The organism is Pantoea sp. Acro-807 (genome assembly GCF_011752675.1).
GTDB classification, from domain to species: Bacteria; Pseudomonadota; Gammaproteobacteria; order Enterobacterales; family Enterobacteriaceae; genus Pantoea; species Pantoea eucrina.
Map to the genome: position 1 here is coordinate 71,833 of NZ_VWXE01000010.1, position 20,856 is coordinate 92,688.

Below are 20,856 nucleotides of genomic sequence, written 5' to 3' on the forward strand. Positions count from 1 at the left end.
GCCGGGCGCGGCATCATGCGTTAAGTTGAGGCAAACAACATGACTGGATTAGCCGGGAAAAAAATTCTGCTGGGCGTCAGCGGCGGTATCGCTGCATACAAAGCGCCGGAGCTGGTGCGACGTCTGCGCGATCGCGGCGCCGAGGTGCGCGTAATGATGACCTCCGCAGCCCGCGCCTTTATTACCCCGCTCAGTCTGCAGGCGGTCTCCGGCTACCCGGTGTTTGATGACCTGCTCGATCCCGCTGCCGAAGCCGCGATGGGCCATATTGAGCTGGCGAAATGGGCTGACCTGATTGTACTGGCTCCCGCCTCGGCTGATTTAATCGCCCGCATAACTGCCGGGATGGCTAACGATCTGGTGACTACCGCCTGTCTCGCCAGCGACGCGCCGCTGGCGCTGGTACCGGCGATGAATCAGCAGATGTACCGTGCCGCCATTACGCAGGAGAACCTGCAGCGCCTGCAGCAGCGCGGCGTCATGATCTGGGGACCGGATAGCGGCAGCCAGGCGTGCGGTGACACAGGACCAGGCCGTATGCTCGATCCGCTGGCGATTGTGGCGCATGCGCTTGAGTGGGCCGAGCCAGTCCGCGATCTGCAGCATCTCAGTATCATGATTACCGCGGGTCCGACCCGCGAAGCGCTGGATCCGGTGCGCTATATCAGCAACCACAGCTCAGGTAAAATGGGCTACGCGATAGCCGCCGCCGCGGCCCGGCGCGGTGCGCGCGTCACGCTGGTCTCCGGTCCGGTCACGCTGGCCGCCCCCGCCGGCGTGCAGCGTATCGACGTGACGACCGCGCTGGAGATGCAGGCGGCGGTCATGACGCAAATCGGCCAGCAGCATATCTTTATTGCCAGTGCCGCCGTGGCGGACTATCGCGCGGCAACCGTTGCAGCTGAAAAAATGAAAAAACAGGGTGACGACGATAACGTCACGCTGCAGCTGGTGAAGAATCCGGACATTGTCGCCGGCGTGGCGGCACTGCAGGAGAATCGTCCCTACGTGGTGGGATTTGCCGCCGAAACCCGGAATGTGGAAGAATACGCGCGGCAAAAACGCGTACGGAAAAATCTGGATCTGATTTGCGCTAACGATGTCGCGCAGGCGGGTCAGGGTTTTAACAGCGACACCAATGCGCTTCACCTTTTCTGGCAGGAGGGAGAAAAACGCTTACCGCTCAGCGATAAGTCGCTCCTTGGCCAACAGTTAATAGACGAGATAGTCAGCCGTTATGATGAAAAAAATAGACGTTAAAATTCTTGATGCGCGCGTTGGCAGCGACTTTCCGCTGCCCGCTTACGCCACCTCTGGTTCTGCAGGTCTCGACTTACGCGCCTGCCTTGATGAGGCACTGGAGATCGCGCCAGGTATGACTACCCTGGTACCAACCGGCCTCGCCATCCACATCGCTGACCCGACGCTGGCCGCGGTGATCCTGCCGCGCTCCGGCCTGGGCCACAAGCACGGTATCGTGCTTGGTAATCTGGTCGGCCTGATCGATTCTGACTACCAGGGACAGCTTATGGTTTCAGTCTGGAACCGCGGTCAGGAGCACTTTACCCTGCAGCCGGGCGATCGTCTGGCGCAACTGGTGTTTGTGCCGGTAGTACAGGCGGAATTTAACCTGGTCGAAGATTTTGACACCAGCGATCGCGGTGCAGGCGGGTTTGGCCACTCTGGCCGTCAGTAAGTTACCACTCTTCATTTAGCCATCTTGTTAACGCATGTCGCTGCAGGTAATTACCTGTGGCAGACAGGCAGGTATTGCCTGTATTTAATGAATTTCAGGGGTGTTGAAGGTCATGGCAGAGAAAAAAGTCGCGAAAAGGAATCGTCGCGAAGAGATTTTGCAGACGCTGGCGCAGATGCTGGAGTCAGGGGATGGCACCCAGCGAATTACCACCGCCCGGCTGGCCGCTAACGTAGGCGTTTCCGAGGCGGCCCTCTACCGCCACTTCCCCAGTAAAACACGGATGTTTGACAGTCTGATTGAGTTTATCGAAGAGAGTCTGATTACCCGCATCAATCTGATCCTGAATGACGAAAAAGAGACCACGACACGATTGCGTCTGATTGTGCAGCTGATCCTGGGATTTGGTGAGCGTAATCCGGGGCTGACGCGTATTCTGACCGGCCACGCGCTGATGTTTGAACAGGATCGCCTGCAGGGACGTATCAACCAGCTGTTTGAGCGCATTGAAACGCAGATGCGTCAGGTGATGCGCGAAAAGAAAATCCGCGACGGAGAGGGGTTCCGGACAGATGAGGCCCTGCTGGCCAGCCAGCTGCTGGCGTTTTGTGAAGGCCTGCTGTCGCGCTTTGTCCGTTCTGAGTTTCGCTACAGTCCGACCGCGGAGTTTGACAGCCGCTGGCCGCTGATAGCCGCGCAGCTGATTTAACCTCTTGCCTGCCGGGCCAGGCGTGCATCAGCGCGCATGCTGCGGCCGTCACTGATGGCGGCCGCAGCGCGGTTTCAGATACCGTATTCGTTACGGTAAGCGCGTACCTTCGCCAGATGGTCTGCCATCTCCGGCTTCTCAGCCAGATAATCAATCAGATCGCTCAGGGTAATAATGGCGGTAACCGTACAGTGATAGTCGCGCTCGACTTCCTGAATCGCTGATATCTCCCCGCGCCCGCGCTCCTGGCGATCGAGTGAAATCAGGACGCCAGCCAGCGTGGCATGATGCGCGCTGATAATGTCCATCGATTCGCGAATCGCCGTACCGGCGGTGATCACATCATCAACCAGCATCACTTTGCCTTCCAGCGGGCTGCCCACCAGCAAACCGCCTTCACCGTGATCTTTTGCTTCTTTACGGTTAAAGCAGTAGGGCACGTCGCGATCGTGATGGTCGGCCAGCGCCACGGCGGTGGTCGTGGCGATGGGAATACCTTTATACGCCGGGCCAAACAGCAGGTCGAAACTGACACCGCCGTCAACCAGCGCCTGCGCATAGAAACGCCCCAGCAGGGCCAGATCGCGTCCGCTGTTAAACAGGCCGGCATTAAAAAAGTAGGGGCTTTTTCGCCCCGACTTCAGGGTAAACTCACCAAATTTCAGCACCCCTTTATTCAGGGCAAATTCAATAAACTGACGCTGCCAGGCTTTCATCTCTCACTCCTCAAATAAAGAAAAGGCGACCCGGGGGTCGCCTTAGTACATCAACTGGATAGCGCAGCCTTCTGCGCCTGAATCAACTGTTCAATCCCGCCTCGCGCCAGCGCCAGCAGTGTTAATAGCTCCTCGTGGCTGAACGGCTCGCCTTCTGCGGTGCCCTGCACCTCAATCATGCGGCCATCTTCCATCATCACCACGTTCATATCCGTTTCCGCTGCGGAATCTTCAACATACTCCAGATCGCACAGCGCCTCGCTGCCAACGATACCGACGGAGATAGCGGCTACCATGCCTTTCAGCGGGCTGCTCTTCAGTTTACCTGCGGCAACCAGCGCATTCAGCGCATCCGCCAGCGCCACGCAGGCGCCGGTAATTGACGCGGTACGCGTGCCGCCGTCCGCCTGAATTACATCGCAATCCAGCGTGATGGTGTATTCACCCAGCGCGGCGAGGTCAACCGCAGCACGCAGCGAGCGGGCAATCAGACGCTGGATCTCCAGCGTACGGCCACCCTGCTTGCCTTTGGCCGCTTCGCGCGCCATGCGGCTGTGGGTTGAACGCGGCAGCATGCCATATTCTGCGGTTACCCAGCCCTGACCTTTACCCTTAAGAAAACGCGGCACGCCTTCCTCGACGGTCGCGGTGCAGAGCACTTTGGTTTCACCAAATTCAACCAGAACCGAGCCTTCGGCGTGTCTGGTGTAGTGACGGGTAAGGGTAACGGGACGCACTTCAGAAGTGCTACGGCCTGCAGGACGCATAGGTTCTCTCCGGCTTGCTTGAGTTTGGCTGCGCATTATACGGACTTCAGCCGCAGCTGTCCCGCGCGCGTGGAGCAGATCGACGATTCTCTTTCTGCTCAGCGGACAGCGGCGCAGACCAGCGTATCGATGCGGGTAGTGGTTTTGGCGTTAAAGCGCGTACGATACCGGTCGCGCGCGCGCTCAATCACGGCAGAAAAGGCGACATCCGGCGGATAGAGCAGCACTACAACCCGGCGCGCTTCTCCCTTTCCTGCGGCGTCATAGCTTGTCAGCGTATCGCCAAAGTGCGGCATCAGCTCCTCACGCAGAAACGGCTGCCATTCCCGCTCCGGCACTGCACTCAGCCACAGCGTGGTCTGCATCATCATCTCTCCGGCACCACACAGCGCCACCGGTGCGTTGTGCTGCGGGATCGGCTGCAGGCGCGCGGGTGCAGTCTGACATCCGGCCAGCAGCAGCAGTGCCACCAGGCTGCAAAAAGACTTATACGGAGTACGAAACAGATCGGACATCATCATCGCCGGGTAATATGCTCGCTCAGGATCAGTAGGCCTGCTCTAAACATAGCAGCGTTTTGCTATCCCTATCCCGCCGCACCGCACGCCGCTATAATGCGCAGAACATTCCCTGAAAGAGTACAAGCTTATGATCCGCAGTATGACCGCTTACGCCCGTCGCGAAGCCAAAGGCAGCTGGGGCAGCGCGACCTGGGAACTGCGCTCGGTGAACCAGCGCTATCTGGAAACCTATATTCGCCTGCCGGAACAGTTCCGCGGCCTGGAGCCGGTGATCCGCGAGCGCATCCGCACCCGCCTGACGCGCGGCAAAATTGAGTGCCATCTGCGTTTTGATGCCGATCCGGGCGCACAGGGCGAGCTGCAACTGAACGAAGCGCTGGCAAAACAGCTGGTGCAGGCTGCCAACTGGGTAAAAATGCAGAGCGATGAGGGTGCCATTAATCCGCTGGATATTCTGCGCTGGCCGGGTGTAATGTCAGCACCGGAGCAGGATCTGGACGCCATTAATGCTGAGTTGCTGACGGCGCTGGATGGCGCGCTGGATGACTTTATCGAAGCGCGTGAAAGTGAAGGTAACGCGCTGAAGAGTCTGATTGAGCAGCGTCTTGCGGGCGTATCGCAGGAAGTCAGCAAAGTACGTGCGCAGATGCCGGACGTGCTGAAATGGCAGCGCGAACGCCTGGTGACCCGGCTGGAAGAGGCAGAAGTTCAGCTGGAGAATAATCGTCTGGAGCAGGAACTGGTCATGATGGCCCAGCGCGTTGACGTAGCGGAGGAGCTGGATCGCCTCGACGCGCATGTTAAAGAGACCTACAACATCCTGAAGAAGAAGGAAGCGGTCGGCCGTCGCCTCGACTTTATGATGCAGGAGTTTAACCGCGAGTCGAACACCTTAGCCTCTAAATCGATCAATGCAGATATCACCGCTTCAGCCATTGAGCTGAAGGTGCTGATTGAGCAGATGCGCGAGCAGATTCAGAACATCGAATAACGTTTCATCTGCCAGCCTCAGCAGCATCTCTGCCTGAGCCCGCAGCAGCAGGTTCAGGCAGCAACCCTTTCGCTAGACTATTTTTTATCTTTTGCAATGTAAGCATTGTGCGTGCAATGATGTACAGCTGTGTCTGCTGCTGACCTGTCCTGACATATCTGCGGTATCTTCAGCATTAATACTGCTATTTTATCTGATTGATTTTACTTAATTAATAGAAAACTCATCCTTCCTGCAGCCGGTAATGTCCCAGGTTCCATAAATTCCATCAATCCTAAAGATACTAAAGTTAGCAGAATTCCTAAGGCACTATTTGCTAAAGTGCCGGTCGTAATTACTACAGTTGTACCGCACCAGGAACCATGGACCGACTTCTTAGCGCGTTACATTTACTCTACCTATGAAGGTGCTATGAAGAAAACCGGACAGTTTCGCTCCACACTGCTGCATCCCCGTTACTGGTTTACCTGGTTCGGTCTGGCCGTGCTCTGGCTGCTGGTGCAGCTTCCCTATCCCGTTCTGATCCGTCTCGGGGCAACGGCGGGTAAACTCTCGCGCCATTTCCTCAAGCGGCGCGAACGCATCACCCGTCGCAATATTGAACTCTGCTTCCCGCATATTAATGAAGAAGAGAAAGAGGTCATGATTGCCGGCAACTTTGAGTCGCTCGGCATGGCGCTGGCGGAAACCGGTATCGCATGGTTCTGGTCAGATGCGCGGGTTCGTCGTCTGTTTGACGTCAGCGGCATTGCTAACCTGCAGAATGCGCAGAATCAGCAGCGCGGCGTGATGGTTATCGGCGTGCACTTTATGTCGCTGGAGCTGGGCGGCCGCATTACCGGTCTCTGTCAGCCAATGATGGCCATGTATCGTCCGCATAACAATCAGGCGATGGAGTGGGCGCAGACCAGAGGCCGTATGCGTTCCAATAAAGCGATGATTGACCGTCGCGATCTACGCGGCATGGTGCAGGCGCTGAAGCAGGGCGAAGCCGTCTGGTTTGCCCCCGATCAGGATTACGGTCCGAAAGGCAGCGTATTTGCACCGCTGTTTGCAGTAGAGAAAGCCGCTACCACGAACGGTACTTTTGTTCTGTCGCGTCTTGCGCGGCCCGCAATGCTGACGATTGTCCTGATCCGCAATCCGGATAAAACCGGATACCAGCTCATCATTCAGCCGGAACTGGAAGGCTATCCGCATGAAGATGAAGCCGCTGCCGCTGCCTATATGAACAGAGTGATTGAAAAAGAGATCCTGCGCGCGCCGGAGCAGTACCTGTGGCTGCATCGTCGTTTCAAAACGCGTCCGCCAGGTGAAGCCTCTCTTTACGTCTGATCTGCGCAATAACGGTCCGCATGCATTTCCTCTTTCGTGCGGACTGCCGCTCCGGTAATCAGGATCCACCCGCTGGCAGCATCCGCTGCCGGCTGCCCTGCCCCCTCACGTAACAGCCATCCTCCTGCCGGCGGCGCGGCTTCACCGGCCATAGCGCAAAAAACCTCTGCTGCACCACACTTTTTCTGTTGCGTCATAGGCAGCCCGGTCAGCTTCCGATAGGGTGAGTTCATTATGAATGACACTGCCTCAGGAGGCATTATGCTGCCCTCACAGACTCTCACGCTTACCGTGCCGCGTAACTGGCTGGATCTGTATGAAACCATCTGGCAACCCACCTGTTTTGCAAAATGGGTAAGCGACCTGAACGGCGCAACGCTGGTGCAGGAGGGACAATACTGGCGGGCAAAGCGCGGAGAGAATTCGCTGAAACTGCGTTTTACCCCGCATAATCCGTTTGGCGTTATGGACTACTGGACAGATAACGGCAGCGGTAAAGAGCGCTACATGCCGATGCGCGTGATTGCTAATGGCCAGGGAGCTGAACTTGTGGCCGTGCTCTACTGTCAGCCTTTTACTTCCGATGCGCACTTCGTGCAGGAAGTGGCGGCCCTGCGCGCCGACATGGAAAGATTACTTTATCTTTTAACTCACTAGAATCAAACGCTTACATAAATCCTGATTTCCCAGCCATTGCTGGGCGCAATTACAAAAAAAACTGCATTTTTTTTGCGCAGTACTCCTTAACTGTTTCGTGGTTTTTTCTCCGATTTCAGCACCGTATCCCCAGCCAGGCTAAAGCGTTGTTAACAGGAAAATTCCTGGCTGACCGCATGACGTAATCCTGTAAAGGTATTGATATAAAAAGATATTCATATCATTTGGAGGTCAGGCGCTGAGAGAAATAAGACAGTTTCCTGAAAATATTAATTAGTCAGAAACATCGCTGCTTAACTATTTTAATGCATAGTCTGAAACCATTAATTTCTAAAGTTTGTTTATAGGAATTTTCTCATGGTGTTAAATTAAATAAAAAACTGTATAACGTATTCACACACAGCAAGACTTAATAATAAAAACAGGGAAAAACATGGATCGCTCAACTTATCCTTTGTTGTCAGAAAAAGAATTCGTTGAGATTGCCAGACGGATGCTGGCCGGGGATTATAATAATACAAAAGGATTTTATAACGATCTCACGGATTTCCTCCGTACCGGAGGAGATACCGTGCAGACAAAAGAAATAATAAACGCCTGCGGTATTGCGCTATTTTCAGAACACCATTTGCTGCAGTGTATTTATAAATGGCAAAACCTGAAAGGTATCTCAGGATTGCGTCAGGATGTGCTGCACTAAGGTGCAGGGCGTGCCGCTTCTGCTCTGTACAACTCCTTAACTGTGATGGTACATGTACCATAATGAGCATACTGTGGCGATACGTGAAAGAGAGCTGTCCAGCGCCAAATGGTCGCTTCTCTCTTCAGCAAAAATTATTGGCATTGGCGTTTTACAATTGACGCTGCTGGCGCAGACTTTGCAGGCGAATGAATTAAACCTGCTGGTTATCGCCATACTGGCTCTGCTGGTTATCGATACACTTGCCGATCGCGGCTTTAATAATAAAATAATTCGCAAAATAAGCTTTAATAATAGCGAAATGTCCGTTCTTTACTGGGGAAGTATTTTTACCGGCTTATTTATTTTTGCAGCATTGTTTATTGGCAGTGACATTTATAGCGCTATAGCGCAGCAGCCGCATCTTGCGGTTATGCTGGAGATGATGTCGGTAATATTTATTATTATCCCGCAGGGGCAGCACTACCGGGCTATCCTGCAGCGGGAAAAGCAGTTTACGCGTATCGCTTTTATCGAGATCACCTCGGTAGCAGCGGGCCTGGCGGCAACACTCTTTACGGTGTGGCTGATGCCGTCGGCGCTATGCGCGGTCTGGGGATACCTTGCGCTGGTCTCCGTCAGAATGCTGCTCTGTTGCTACTACGGTCGCGCCTGGTTCCAGCCTGCGTACCGTTTTAGCCTCAAAGAATTCGCCAGCGTGCGAGCAAGAAACGGATAATAACAACAAGTCTGTATGGTGGGCTCTGGGCATCTGTCCGATGCGTTCGCGTGCTGGTTAACAGCACGCTTTTTTCTTTTCTGCGCTGCAGGCGATTTAATCGATCCTCGTCTGAAAACAGGCTTCCCCGCATCATATTTTTTTATCACAAATATTGACGCATTTTGTTTACCCCCTTCCCTGCCTGCCTTTTCTTAATCATCACATTATCTATTCTAATCTGACACCGTTCAGTTGAAAAAATCTCAATAGTCTCTGCGCCGCGGAGGCTTTAGCCTTGCCGGCCAGACTGCTGGAGCCCCCCATGCTATTAACTGTTCTCTACCTTATCGGCATTACCGCTGAAGCGATGACCGGCGCGCTGGCTGCAGGCCGGCGCAAAATGGATCTGTTTGGCGTTATTATCATCGCTTCTGTCACCGCAATCGGAGGCGGCTCGGTGCGCGATATTCTGCTGGGTCACTACCCGCTCGGCTGGGTAAAGCATCCGGAGTACATCATGATTGTTGCGGCGGCAGCGGTGGTCACCACTTTTGTTGCACCGCTGATGAATCACCTGCGCAAAGTGTTTCTGGTACTTGATGCGCTGGGCCTGGTGGTGTTCTCGATTATTGGTGCGCAGGTCGCGCTGGATTCCGGCCACGCAGCGATCATCGCCGCAATTGCTGCGGTCATCACCGGCGTATTTGGCGGCGTGCTGCGCGATATGTTCTGCAACCGCATTCCGCTGGTGTTCCAGAAAGAGCTGTATGCCGGTATCGCCTTCGCATCTGGCTGGATCTATATCCTGCTGCTGAAAACCTCGCTGGCGCATGAAGCGGTGGTCATTATCACCCTGCTGTTCGGTTTTGCTGCCCGCCTGCTCGCCCTGCGTTTCCGTCTCGGCCTGCCGGTCTTCAACTATCCCCATCCTGAACACTGAGGGAGCGGCCGGAATGCCCTGCTGCTGCAGAAACGCGATTAGCTCACGCAGCTGAGGCGTCTGCAGCATGGTGACCAGCCGCTGCGCCAGCACGTCGCCAACCCCCGGCAGCTGCTGCCAGTCCGCTCCGGTGCGTGCCAGCAGCGCTTCCCACTGCGTATCCGGCAGGGACGCAAGCGCCTGACGCGGCAGCGGCAGACCCAGCGCCGCGATCCAGCGCCGCAGCGGCTGCTGACGCGTAAGCCTGAAACTGAGCCAGATACGCTGCGCCCGCGCCGGCGATATGCCTTCCACTGCGGCAATCTGCTCTGGCGTCAGCGTCAGCCATGAAAACAGGTGCGTCAGCGCACCGTGCTGCACCAGGCGCTGCCAGCTGCTGCGCTGCATACCGGCAATATCGAGTACTGTTTTCTGGCTCAGCCCGCTCAGGCGGGAAAGAAATTGCGCACGACAGGCAGGCGTAATATGCAGACAGCTGGTAGCGTGAAAATCATCACTGGCGGGCGGTTCCGGATAGTGGCGTTCCGCCACCCGCCAGATCACCCGCTCCAGACGCGGGATCCCCAGCCCGGCCAGCGTCAGCGTGACCTGATCGCCGGCTATCACATCCAGCGCGCGCCAGCGTGCAACAGAGCCGATACTGATACGCCGGATGGTTTTATCCTCTGCCTGCACCGGCTGCAGGTTCAGCACCACCGCAACTTTCCCGGTGCGGCCAATGGAAAACGTAACGGCACGCACTTCGCTGCTGACTTCGGCAGGCTGATATTTCCATGCGGCGGACCAGCTTCCCTGCCCTGGCTGCCAGTCCCGCCCGGCAGCAGAAGGCGCAGCGTGGATCACCACGCCATCGGTGGCAAACGGCAGCGCGGCGCGAAACCAGCGCTCGCGCCACGCGGCAACCTGTTCTTCATCGCTGACCGGCTGGCTCCACTGCCGGGCAAGATCAAAGCCCCAGCGCGACAGCTGCGTAAGTTTTTCCGTCATCTCCGGTGGGCCGTCCGGCCACGCCCAGATAAACAGCCCGGTGCGTTTCAGCAGCGGACCGATCTCGCGCCGCATCATCGCGCCGGCCACCTGCGCCCGCGCATTGGCTCCGCCATCGCGCGCCTGCTGATGATCGGTCATCTGCAGAAACAGCTCTCCCTGCAGGACGACCTCCGCCAGCGAGGTCTCAATCCGCTGCGGAATAGCCGGAATATGCGCCGCTTTGTCGCGCCACTCCTCACCGCGCACGCCATCGCCACGGCTGATAAGCGACGTCAGCCTGCCGTGACGATAGAGCAGCGTGACGGCCACGCCATCGACTTTAGGCTGAACCCAGAGCGCGGATTTATGCTGCATCCAGTAAGCAACCGCCAGCCTGTCGCGCAGCTTGCGCACCCCGGTATGCGCAACCGGATGTGGCGCGCCACGGCTGGCTGGCAGCGCGGTTTCATGTACCGGTTCGCCGGGTACAAAGCAGCGCTGCCACTGCTGCAGCCGGGAAAGCAGACTGTCATAGTCATCATCGCTGACCGGCGACGCCCCCTGCTGGTAGTAAACGTTGTCCCAGTGACGCAGCTGCTCCTGCAGGCGCGTTATCTCCTGCTGCGCCCGCACCGGCGACCAGACGGGGCACAGCGCTTTTCCCCGACTTTCTGCATTCAGCAGGCAGAGACCTAACCACAGCCATCGTTTCATTGCCGCTCTCCTTTTTGCTGATTGAAGCGTGCGGCGGTGGTCATAGCCAGTAGCCTGCGCAGAGTATGGAATCGCGCTCGCGCACAAATCTGACGTTTTACTCTCTGTTACCGCGTGGTTTGCGCCTGTTCGCAGAAAAGAATTGCCTTACCTGCGCGGCAAACGCTGCGTGGCGGCCCTAACCCGTGTATACTGTGCAGGAAATCGACTCCGCTCTTTACTCAATTCAAGATAACCATGGCTCAAGGCACGCTTTATATTGTTTCCGCCCCCAGCGGCGCGGGTAAATCCAGCCTGATTCAGGCGCTGTTAAAGACACAACCGCTCTACGACACGCAGGTGTCGGTATCGCATACCACCCGCGACATGCGGCCTGGCGAAGCGCATGGTGAGCACTACTTTTTTGTTTCCAAAGCTGAATTCAAAAGCATGATTGCTGAGGATGCGTTCCTCGAGCATGCCGAAGTGTTTGGCAACTATTACGGTACATCCCGTGCCGCGATTGAGCAGGTTCTGGCCACCGGCGTGGATGTCTTTCTGGATATCGACTGGCAGGGCGCGCAGCAGATCCGCAGCAGAATGCCTGCAGCACGTAGTATTTTTGTCCTGCCGCCGTCAACCGAAGAGCTGGATCGCCGTCTGCGCGGCCGTGGTCAGGATAGCGAAGAGGTTATCGCCCGCCGCATGGCGCAGGCCGTGGCGGAAATGAGCCACTATGCTGAATACGATTACCTGATTGTTAATGATGATTTCGATCTGGCGCTGTCCGATCTGAAAACCATTATTCGCGCAGAACGTCTGCGTATGGGACGCCAGAAAGCGCGTCATGATGCTTTAATCAGCAAACTATTGGCAGTCTGAATTCAGTTTCAGTATTATGCCCAGTCATTTCTTCATCATCTGTGGAGTAGCACACCTATGGCACGCGTAACCGTTCAGGACGCAGTAGAGAAAATTGGTAACCGTTTTGACCTGGTGTTGGTCGCTGCACGTCGTGCACGTCAGATGCAGGTAGGCGGCAAAGACCCGCTGGTTCCGGAAGAGAACGATAAAGCCACCGTTATCGCCCTGCGCGAAATCGAAGAAGGCCTGATCACCAACCAGATTCTGGATGTGCGTGATCGTCAGGAACAGCAAGAGCAGGAAGCCGCTGAGTTGCAAGCCGTTACCGCTATCGCTGAAGGTCGTCGTTAACCGCACTCTGCAGGTCAACCTTGTATCTGTTTGAAAGCCTCAATCAGCTGATTGAAAAATACTTGCCTGAGGAGCAAATCAAGCGCCTCAAGCAAGCCTACCTTGTCGCACGTGATGCTCACGAGGGACAGACTCGCTCCAGCGGTGAGCCCTACATCACCCATCCTGTTGCCGTGGCCTGCATTCTGGCCGAGATGAAACTCGACCATGAAACGCTGATGGCCGCGCTGCTTCATGATGTGATCGAAGATACACCTGCCACCTATCAGGACATGGAACAGCTGTTTGGCAAGAGCGTGGCTGAACTGGTGGAAGGCGTATCCAAGCTCGACAAGCTGAAGTTCCGCGACAAGAAAGAAGCGCAGGCTGAAAACTTCCGCAAAATGATCATGGCGATGGTGCAGGATATCCGCGTCATTCTGATCAAGCTGGCTGACCGCACGCACAATATGCGCACGCTGGGCGCCCTGCGTCCGGATAAAAAACGCCGCATTGCGCTGGAGACGCTGGAGATTTACAGCCCGCTGGCGCACCGTCTTGGTATTCATCATCTGAAAACAGAGCTGGAAGAGCTGGGATTTGAAGCGCTCTACCCTAATCGTTTTCGGGTGATCAAAGAGGTGGTCAAAGCGGCGCGCGGTAATCGTAAAGAGATGATTCAGAAGATCCTGTCAGAAATTGACGGGCGTCTGCTGGAGGCGGGCATTCCCTGCCGCGTCAGCGGACGCGAAAAGCATCTTTACTCGATCTACCGCAAAATGCACCTCAAAGAGCAGCGTTTTCACTCGATCATGGATATCTACGCATTCCGCGTGGTGGTGAAAGATCTCGACACCTGCTATCGCGTGCTGGGTCAGATGCACAGCCTGTATAAGCCGCGTCCCGGCCGCGTCAAAGATTATATCGCTATTCCCAAAGCTAACGGCTATCAATCCCTGCACACTTCCATGATTGGCCCGCACGGCGTGCCGGTTGAAGTGCAGATCCGTACCGAAGATATGGATCAAATGGCAGAGATGGGGGTGGCAGCCCACTGGGCCTATAAAGAAGCGGGCGAAAGCGGCACGACCGCACAGATCCGCGCTCAGCGATGGCTGCAGAGCCTGCTGGAGCTGCAGCAAAGCGCCGGCAGCTCGTTTGAATTTATCGAAAGTGTTAAATCCGATCTGTTTCCGGATGAGATCTACGTATTTACGCCGGAAGGCCGCATCGTTGAGCTGCCTGCTGGTGCGACGCCGGTCGATTTCGCCTACGCGGTACATACCGACATTGGCCACGCCTGTGTCGGCGCGCGCGTCGATCGCCAGCCCTATCCGCTGTCACAGCCGCTGACCAGCGGACAGACAATCGAGATTATCACCGCGCCTGGCGCACGCCCGAACGCTGCCTGGCTCAACTTTGTGGTCAGCTCAAAAGCGCGCGCCAAGATCCGTCAGCTGCTGAAAAACCTCAAGCGTGAAGATTCCGTTAACCTCGGGCGTCGTCTGCTGAGCCATGCGCTGGGCGGCAGTAAAAAGCTGGCTGAGATACCGGCAGAAAACGTGCAGCTGGAGCTGGAGCGTATGAAGCTCGCCAGCATGGACGATCTGCTGGCTGAAATTGGTCTGGGCAACGCCATGAGCGTGGTCGTAGCGAAAAACCTGCTGCAGTCCGCTGCGGATGCGGCGCAGAGCAGCAAGCGCAGCAAAAAACTGCCGATTAAAGGCGCGGATGGCGTACTGATCACTTTCGCCAAGTGCTGCCGTCCTATTCCCGGCGACCCGATTGTCGCACACGTCAGCCCTGGCAAGGGTCTGGTCGTACACCATGAATCGTGCCGTAATATCCGTGGCTACCAGAAAGAGCCCGAGAAGTTTATGGCTGTAGAGTGGGATAAGGTAACCGATCAGGAATTCGTGGCGGAGATTAAGGTGGATATGTTTAACCACCAGGGTGCGCTGGCGAACCTGACCGCCGCCATTAACACGGCGGGATCGAATATTCAGAGCCTGAATACCGAAGAGCGCGATGGCCGCGTCTACAGCGCCTTTATCCGTCTGACTGCTAACGACCGCGTCCATCTGGCAAACATCATGCGCAAAATTCGCGTGATGCCGGATGTGATTAAAGTCCACCGTAACCGTAATTAATGCATGAATGCTCAACGTTTTGCCCGAATTCAGGAAATGCTGGCGCTGCGTCAGCACGATCTCACCGTCTGCATGGAGCAGGTGCACAAGCCGCACAATGTCTCTGCGGTGATCCGCACGGCAGACGCAGTGGGCATTCATGAGGTTCACGCCGTCTGGCCCAGCGTGCGGATGCGCACGATGGTTTCGGCCTCCGCAGGCAGCAACAGCTGGGTAAAAGTTAAAACCCATACGCACATTACGGAAGCGGTACGCCATCTGAAAGATCGCGGCATGCAGGTGCTCGCCACCCATCTTTCAGACAAGGCGGTCGACTTTCGCGCTATCGATTACACCCGCCCGACCTGCATTCTGATGGGTCAGGAAAAAACCGGCATCACCGCCGACGCGCTGGCGCTGGCTGACCAGGATATTATTATTCCGATGGTGGGTATGGTGCAGTCGCTGAATGTCTCTGTGGCCTCGGCGCTGATTCTGTATGAAGCACAGCGCCAGCGACAGAATGCCGGCATGTATCAGCGTAAGCACAGCCTGCTGGATGAAGAAGAGCAGCAGCGTCTGCTGTTTGAAGGCGGCTATCCGGTTCTCGCCCGCGTGGCGAAGCAGAAAGGCCTGCCCTATCCGCAGATCAACATGCAGGGTGGCATCGATGCTGATGCCAGCTGGTGGTCCGCCATGCAAGCCACGGGTCGGAAATGAAAGGCCGGCTGCTGGATGCCATACCGCTCAGTACCCTGACCGGCGTCGGCGCCAGCCAGGCCGCTAAGCTGGCCAGACTCGGCCTGTTTACTATCCAGGATCTGCTGCTGCACCTGCCCCTGCGCTATGAAGATCGCACCCAGCTCTACAAAATTAACGATCTGCTGCCTGGTATCTGGGCCACCATCGAAGGCGAAGTGCTGAACAGCGAAGTCACCTTTGGTCGCCGCCGCATGCTGGTATGCCAGATTGGTGACGGCAGCGGGATTGCCACTCTGCGCTTTTTTAACTTCACCGCCGGCATGAAAAACAGCCTGGCGCCGGGTCGCCGCGTCACCGCTTATGGTGAGATCAAGCGCGGACAGCGCGGCGCCGAAATTATCCATCCTGAATACCGCGTTCAGGGTGAGCAGGGCGGCGTTGAGCTGCAGGAAACCCTGACGCCGGTCTATCCCACCACGGAGGGGATACGTCAGGCCACGCTGCGCAATCTTACCGACCAGGCGCTGACTCTCCTGGAGAGCTGTGCGATCGCTGAGCTGCTGCCGTCAGAGCTGAGCGGCGGGCTGATCAGCTTGCCTGATGCGCTGCGCACGCTGCACCGGCCGCCGCCCGATCTCCGGCTCAGCGAACTGGAAACCGGCCGCCATCCGGCACAGAAGCGATTAATTCTTGAAGAGCTGCTGGCGCATAATCTCAGCATGCTGGCCGTGCGCGCGGGCGCACAGCGTCATCATGCGCTGCCGCTGACCCCCTGCCATACGCTGGTGGACAGGCTGCTGGCCGCGCTGCCTTTCTCTCCGACCGGCGCGCAGCAGCGCGTGGTAAAAGAGATTGAGCGCGATCTGGCTAATGACTATCCGATGCTGCGCCTGGTACAGGGCGATGTCGGCTCCGGTAAAACGCTGGTGGCGGCTCTGGCAGCGCTGAACGTCATTGCCCACGGCAAACAGGTGGCGCTGATGGCGCCGACTGAACTGCTGGCCGAGCAGCACGCTGCAAATTTCCGTCAGTGGTTTGCGCCGCTCGGCATCGAGGTTGGCTGGCTCGCCGGCAAGCAGAAAGGCAAAGCGCGCGAAGCGCAGCAGGCGGCGATCGCCAGTGGTCAGGTGGCGATGGTGGTGGGCACGCACGCGCTGTTTCAGGAGCAGGTGAAGTTCAGCGGCATGGCGCTGGTGATTATTGATGAGCAGCACCGCTTTGGTGTGCATCAGCGGCTGGCGCTGTGGGAAAAAGGTGAAGAGCAGGGTTTTCATCCGCATCAGCTCATTATGACCGCGACACCCATTCCGCGCACGCTGGCGATGACCGCCTACGCCGATCTCGACACCTCGACAATCGATGAGCTGCCGCCGGGCCGCACGCCGGTCACAACGGTTGCCATTCCGGACACGCGCCGCAGCGAGATTATTGAACGCGTAAAAAGCGCCTGCCTGGAGGGACGTCAGGCCTACTGGGTCTGCACCCTGATTGATGAATCGGACGTGCTGGAAGCGCAGGCCGCTGAAGCGACCTGGCAGGAGCTGAGCGTGGCATTACCCGATCTGCGCACCGGCCTGGTGCACGGTCGGATGAAGCCCGCAGAGAAGCAGGCGGTAATGGCCGCGTTCAAAGCGAACGAGATCCAGCTGCTTATCGCCACTACCGTTATTGAGGTTGGCGTGGATGTCCCTAACGCCAGCCTGATGATCATCGAAAACCCGGAGCGGCTCGGTCTGGCACAGCTGCATCAGCTGCGTGGACGCGTCGGACGCGGCGCTGTCGCCTCACACTGCGTGCTGCTTTATAAAGCCCCGCTGAGCAAAACCGCTCAGCGTCGCCTGCAGGTACTGCGCGACAGCAACGACGGCTTTGTGATTGCGCAGCACGATCTTGAAATTCGCGGCCCCGGCGAGCTGCTGGGCACGCGGCAGACCGGCAACGCTGAATTCAGGGTCGCTGACCTGCTGCGCGATCAGGCCATGATCCCCGAAGTGCAGCGCGTGGCGCGCCATATCCATCAATATTACCCCGAACAGGCACAGGCGCTGATTGAGCGCTGGCTGCCGGAAACTGAACGCTACAGCCACGCATAGAGGCCGGTTTCAGGCGCGCCCTGCGCGCCCGCTGAAAAATTGTCCAGCCGGTAATCAACCGCAGCGATGCAAACGATTGCTTTCAGCGGGCAACCGTTTAAAATCGCCACTTTGCTGTTACTGAGAGCCTGTCATGTCTGTTAATCGTGCCGAACCCCTTTCGCCCGCCAGTGCGTCTGCCACGACAAAAAGCGAACTGATTTATCGTCTTGAGGATCGCCCGCCGCTGCCGCAGACGCTGTTTGCCGCCTGTCAGCACCTGCTGGCGATGTTTGTCGCCGTGATCACCCCGGCACTGCTGATCTGCCAGGCGCTGGGGCTGCCGGCACAGGATACGCAGCACATCATCAGTATGTCGCTGTTTGCCTCCGGCGTAGCATCGCTGCTGCAGATCAAAACCTGGGGACCGGTGGGCTCCGGGCTGCTGTCGATTCAGGGCACCAGCTTTAACTTTGTTACGCCGCTGATTATGGGCGGTATGGCGCTGAAGAATGGTGGCGCGGATGTGCCCGCCATGATGGCAGCGCTGTTTGGCACGCTGATGGTCGCCTCCTGTACCGAAATGCTGCTGTCGCGCGTGCTGCATCTTGCACGCCGGATTATTACGCCGCTGGTGTCGGGCATCGTAGTGATGATTATCGGTCTCTCACTGATTCAGGTCGGGCTGACCTCAATTGGCGGCGGCTTTGCTGCTATGAACGATCACAGCTTTGGCGCGCCTGGAAATCTGCTGCTGGCAGGTGCCGTGCTGCTGGTGATTATTCTGCTTAACCGTCAGCGCAACCCCTATCTGCGTGTGGCATCGCTGGTGATCGCGATGGCGGTGGGTTATGCACTGGCGTGGGGACTGGATATGCTGCCGGAGAGCGCGGCACCGGTAGAGCAGCCGCTGCTGGCTGTGCCTTCACCGCTCTATTACGGGCTGGGTTTTGACTGGAATCTGCTGATCCCGCTGATGCTGGTCTTTATGGTTACTTCGCTGGAAACCATCGGTGATATCACCGCCACCTCTGACGTTTCAGAACAGCCGGTCAGCGGCCCGCTCTATATGAAGCGCCTGAAAGGGGGCGTACTGGCAAACGGCCTGAACTCCTGCGTCTCTGCCCTGTTTAACACCTTCCCCAACTCCTGTTTTGGTCAGAACAACGGCGTGATCCAGCTGACCGGCGTGGCCAGCCGCTATGTAGGCTTTGTGGTGGCGCTGATGCTGGTGGTTCTCGGGCTGTTTCCGGCGGTCAGCGGCTTTGTTCAGCATATTCCGGAACCGGTGCTGGGCGGGGCCACTATCGTGATGTTCGGCACCATTGCCGCTTCCGGCGTGCGCATTGTATCCCGCGAGCCGCTTAACCGCCGCGCTATCATGATTATTGCACTATCGCTGGCGGTCGGACTCGGTGTCTCTCAGCAGCCGCTGATCCTGCAGTTTGCGCCAGAGTGGCTGAAAACGCTGCTCTCTTCCGGTATTGCTGCCGGCGGTATTACGGCGATCGTGCTTAATCTTATTTTCCCGCAGGAAAAATAGCGCAGCAGGCAGGCGCCCGCCTGCCTGCTATTTATCCGCATTTTTCGCCAGACGGTTGAGCTGTAACGGTAATTCAGGCATAACAACCACTGACCGGACAACGATCGCGATGGATGAATGCAATGAAATTCCTGGGCAAGTTTTTCCTTACTCTATTACTGCTGATTCTGCTGCTGCTGGTGATCGGTTATGTACTGGTGCAGACACAGTGGGGCGCCGGCTGGTTTAGCCGCTGGGTAAGTGATAAAACTGCGTGGCATCTCTCCGTCAGTAAAATTGAGCACAACTTCTCTTCCCCTTCGCATATCGTGCTGGATAATTTCAGTTTTGGTCACGATGGCCAGCCTGCGGTTGTCGTGGCTAAACGCATCGATCTGGGCCTGGCGATGGTGCAGTTCAGCGACTGGCTTCATTTTGACAGCATTGAAATTCATGAAGGGGAGATCAATCTCGCTAATCAGACGCCATCCACCACGCTGCCCGTTCAGGCCAACCGCCTGCAGCTACGCAATGTGCGCCTGGAAAGCCCGCGCACGGCGCTGCCGCTCTCTGCCCGCGGCGTCAATGGCGGTATTGTTCCATGGAAACCTGTATCCGCCGATATGCTGGGCAGTGACGCACAGTTTCAGATAAGCGCCGCGCAGCTGACGCTGAACGGGCTGGCCGGTGATAACGTGCTGCTACAGGGCAACGTGGCGCAGCGCCGCCTGCAGCTCACCACGATAGGTGCGGATATCGCCCGGGGATCGGTGACCGGTCGGGCAGAGCGTGACGACCAGGGTAACTGGAGCATTGATCAGCTGCGCCTGAATGATATCCGTCTGCAGACCAGCCAATCGCTGAATGATTTCCTGCGCCCGCTGCTGACGGCCCCTGCGGTCACAATTAACCGTCTGGATGTCACCGACGCCCGGCTGCAGGGACCGGACTGGGCGGTCACCGACCTCGATCTTACGCTGCGGGACATTACCCTGCGTAACGGCGACTGGCAGAGTAACGAAGGCTATCTGGCGATGAATGCCGGCAACTTTATCAATGGCAGCCTGGCGCTGGATGATCCTATCGTTAATGCAGAGTTCTCGCCTGAAGGCGTCAGACTTACGCAGTTCAGCTCCCGCTGGGTTAACGGTATTCTGCGCGCCAGCGGCAGCTGGACGCGCAGCAACCGGCAACTGACGCTGGACGATCTGGCCGTGGCCGGACTGGAGTATACGCTGCCGCAGAACTGGCGCGAGCGCTGGCAGGCCGCCCTGCCCGCCTGGCTTGACAGCGTGCTGGTGAAGCACGCCACCGCCAATCGTAACCTGATCATCGATATCAACCCGGCGTTTCCTTTCCAGATGACGGCGCTGGACGGCTCTGCGGATAATCTGCTGCTGGCGCGCGCGCATCAGTGGGGGATCTGGTCGGGCAAAGCGAGTCTTAACGCGGCAGAAGCGACCTTTAACCGTACCGATCTGCGTCATCCCTCAATAGCGCTGACGGCAGATGAGCAGCAAATCCAGATAACAGAAATGAGCGCTTTTAACGGCAATGGACTGCTGGAGGCGACGGCAACGGTAGGCCAGAGCGCCGAACGTCCGCTGACGCTGAGCCTGAAGGGCCAGGCGGTGCCGGTCAACGTACTGGAAAACTGGGGCTGGCCAGCGCTGACGCAGAGCGGTGACAGTAATCTGCAGCTGCAGCTTAAGGGGTCACTGCGCGCCGGTACGCCGCTGCGTCCGGGCATTTCGGCAGACCTTTCCGTTACCACCGACGCCGGCTCGCTGCAGCAGAGCATGCGTAACGGGCAGACAGATTAAGAACGGCAGGCCGATCGCGT

19 protein-coding genes and 1 pseudogene are annotated in these 20,856 nt (G+C 57.2%); 16 read left to right on the forward strand and 4 right to left on the reverse strand.

The window, feature by feature from the left end; genetic code table 11:
• Nucleotides 1–39 precede the first annotated feature (39 nt).
• From coaBC to slmA, 3 genes are all read left to right on the forward strand, one after another.
• A complete protein-coding gene (coaBC, locus tag F3J39_RS17475) occupies nt 40–1,260 on the forward strand; it encodes a bifunctional phosphopantothenoylcysteine decarboxylase/phosphopantothenate--cysteine ligase CoaBC (RefSeq protein ID WP_166714481.1) in 1,221 nt (406 codons plus the stop codon).
• Nucleotides 1,238–1,696 (forward strand): dUTP diphosphatase, encoded by a 459-nt coding sequence (gene dut / locus F3J39_RS17480; RefSeq protein WP_039381277.1) that lies wholly within the window; start codon nt 1,238–1,240, stop codon nt 1,694–1,696. Before coaBC ends, dut begins: the two co-directional genes overlap by 23 nt.
• A 112-nt stretch (nt 1,697–1,808) precedes the next feature.
• Complete coding sequence (gene slmA / locus F3J39_RS17485; protein ID WP_094111963.1) at nt 1,809–2,405, forward strand: nucleoid occlusion factor SlmA; 597 nt, start codon at nt 1,809–1,811, stop codon at nt 2,403–2,405.
• 74 nt (nt 2,406–2,479) lie between these two features.
• On the opposite strand, the gene pyrE is transcribed toward slmA, so the two are convergent.
• The 3 genes from pyrE to F3J39_RS17500 form a co-directional block, all read right to left on the reverse strand.
• Nucleotides 2,480–3,121: an orotate phosphoribosyltransferase gene (gene pyrE, locus F3J39_RS17490; RefSeq protein ID WP_039381285.1), complete on the reverse strand. Its 642-nt coding sequence runs from the start codon at nt 3,119–3,121 to the stop codon at nt 2,480–2,482.
• A 50-nt stretch (nt 3,122–3,171) separates the two neighbouring features.
• A complete protein-coding gene (gene rph, locus F3J39_RS17495; protein WP_094111962.1) occupies nt 3,172–3,888 on the reverse strand; it encodes a ribonuclease PH in 717 nt (238 codons plus the stop codon).
• Nucleotides 3,889–3,986: 98 nt separating this feature from the next.
• Nucleotides 3,987–4,403, reverse strand: coding sequence for a DUF3574 domain-containing protein (locus tag F3J39_RS17500; protein ID WP_158249875.1), 417 nt, complete (start codon nt 4,401–4,403; stop codon nt 3,987–3,989).
• A gap of 133 nt (nt 4,404–4,536) precedes the next feature.
• On the opposite strand from F3J39_RS17500, the gene F3J39_RS17505 reads away from it, so the two are divergent.
• The 6 genes from F3J39_RS17505 (at nt 4,537) to F3J39_RS18900 (ending at nt 9,732) form a co-directional block, all read left to right on the forward strand.
• Nucleotides 4,537–5,400, forward strand: coding sequence for a YicC/YloC family endoribonuclease (locus tag F3J39_RS17505; protein WP_039381293.1), 864 nt, complete (start codon nt 4,537–4,539; stop codon nt 5,398–5,400).
• Between the two features lie 411 nt (nt 5,401–5,811).
• The gene (lpxP, locus tag F3J39_RS17510) at nt 5,812–6,735 is read left to right on the forward strand and encodes a kdo(2)-lipid IV(A) palmitoleoyltransferase (RefSeq protein ID WP_094111960.1); all 924 of its coding nucleotides are present in this window, start codon (nt 5,812–5,814) and stop codon (nt 6,733–6,735) included.
• Nucleotides 6,736–6,996: 261 nt separating this feature from the next.
• The gene (locus F3J39_RS17515) at nt 6,997–7,392 is read left to right on the forward strand and encodes a polyketide cyclase (RefSeq protein ID WP_071668653.1); all 396 of its coding nucleotides are present in this window, start codon (nt 6,997–6,999) and stop codon (nt 7,390–7,392) included.
• Between the two features lie 433 nt (nt 7,393–7,825).
• Entirely contained in the window at nt 7,826–8,092 is a 267-nt protein-coding gene (locus tag F3J39_RS17520; RefSeq protein ID WP_071668654.1) for a hypothetical protein, read from the forward strand.
• Nucleotides 8,093–8,165: 73 nt separating this feature from the next.
• On the forward strand, nt 8,166–8,810 hold the full coding sequence (locus tag F3J39_RS17525; protein ID WP_168713754.1) for an oligosaccharide flippase family protein: 645 nt from the start codon (nt 8,166–8,168) through the stop codon (nt 8,808–8,810).
• A 304-nt stretch (nt 8,811–9,114) separates the two neighbouring features.
• Entirely contained in the window at nt 9,115–9,732 is a 618-nt protein-coding gene (locus F3J39_RS18900; RefSeq protein ID WP_071668661.1) for a trimeric intracellular cation channel family protein, read from the forward strand.
• On the opposite strand, the pseudogene ligB reads toward F3J39_RS18900, so the two are convergent.
• Nucleotides 9,673–11,415 (reverse strand): annotated as a pseudogene (gene ligB, locus F3J39_RS17530) (NAD-dependent DNA ligase LigB); the annotation flags it as partial. The gene F3J39_RS18900 and the pseudogene ligB overlap by 60 nt on opposite strands.
• Before the next feature lie 237 nt (nt 11,416–11,652).
• On the opposite strand from ligB, the gene gmk reads away from it, so the two are divergent.
• The 7 genes from gmk to F3J39_RS17565 all read left to right on the forward strand — a co-directional run bounded on the left by gmk (nt 11,653) and on the right by F3J39_RS17565 (nt 20,836).
• Nucleotides 11,653–12,276 carry a guanylate kinase gene (gene gmk / locus F3J39_RS17535; protein WP_104086040.1) on the forward strand — a complete coding sequence of 208 codons (624 nt, stop codon included), beginning with the start codon at nt 11,653–11,655 and terminating at the stop codon, nt 12,274–12,276.
• Nucleotides 12,277–12,333: 57 nt separating this feature from the next.
• The gene (gene rpoZ, locus F3J39_RS17540) at nt 12,334–12,609 is read left to right on the forward strand and encodes a DNA-directed RNA polymerase subunit omega (protein ID WP_013511051.1); all 276 of its coding nucleotides are present in this window, start codon (nt 12,334–12,336) and stop codon (nt 12,607–12,609) included.
• A gap of 20 nt (nt 12,610–12,629) precedes the next feature.
• Nucleotides 12,630–14,738 (forward strand): bifunctional GTP diphosphokinase/guanosine-3',5'-bis pyrophosphate 3'-pyrophosphohydrolase, encoded by a 2,109-nt coding sequence (spoT, locus tag F3J39_RS17545; RefSeq protein WP_039381317.1) that lies wholly within the window; start codon nt 12,630–12,632, stop codon nt 14,736–14,738.
• A gap of 3 nt (nt 14,739–14,741) precedes the next feature.
• On the forward strand, nt 14,742–15,437 hold the full coding sequence (trmH, locus tag F3J39_RS17550) for a tRNA (guanosine(18)-2'-O)-methyltransferase TrmH (protein ID WP_039381320.1): 696 nt from the start codon (nt 14,742–14,744) through the stop codon (nt 15,435–15,437).
• Entirely contained in the window at nt 15,434–17,512 is a 2,079-nt protein-coding gene (gene recG / locus F3J39_RS17555) for an ATP-dependent DNA helicase RecG (protein WP_039381322.1), read from the forward strand. The genes trmH and recG overlap by 4 nt, the downstream gene beginning before the upstream one ends.
• Nucleotides 17,513–17,645: 133 nt before the next feature.
• Nucleotides 17,646–19,034 (forward strand): uracil-xanthine permease family protein, encoded by a 1,389-nt coding sequence (locus F3J39_RS17560; protein ID WP_166714483.1) that lies wholly within the window; start codon nt 17,646–17,648, stop codon nt 19,032–19,034.
• 122 nt (nt 19,035–19,156) lie between these two features.
• Nucleotides 19,157–20,836 carry an AsmA family protein gene (locus tag F3J39_RS17565; protein WP_039385670.1) on the forward strand — a complete coding sequence of 560 codons (1,680 nt, stop codon included), beginning with the start codon at nt 19,157–19,159 and terminating at the stop codon, nt 20,834–20,836.
• Nucleotides 20,837–20,856: the final 20 nt, after the last annotated feature.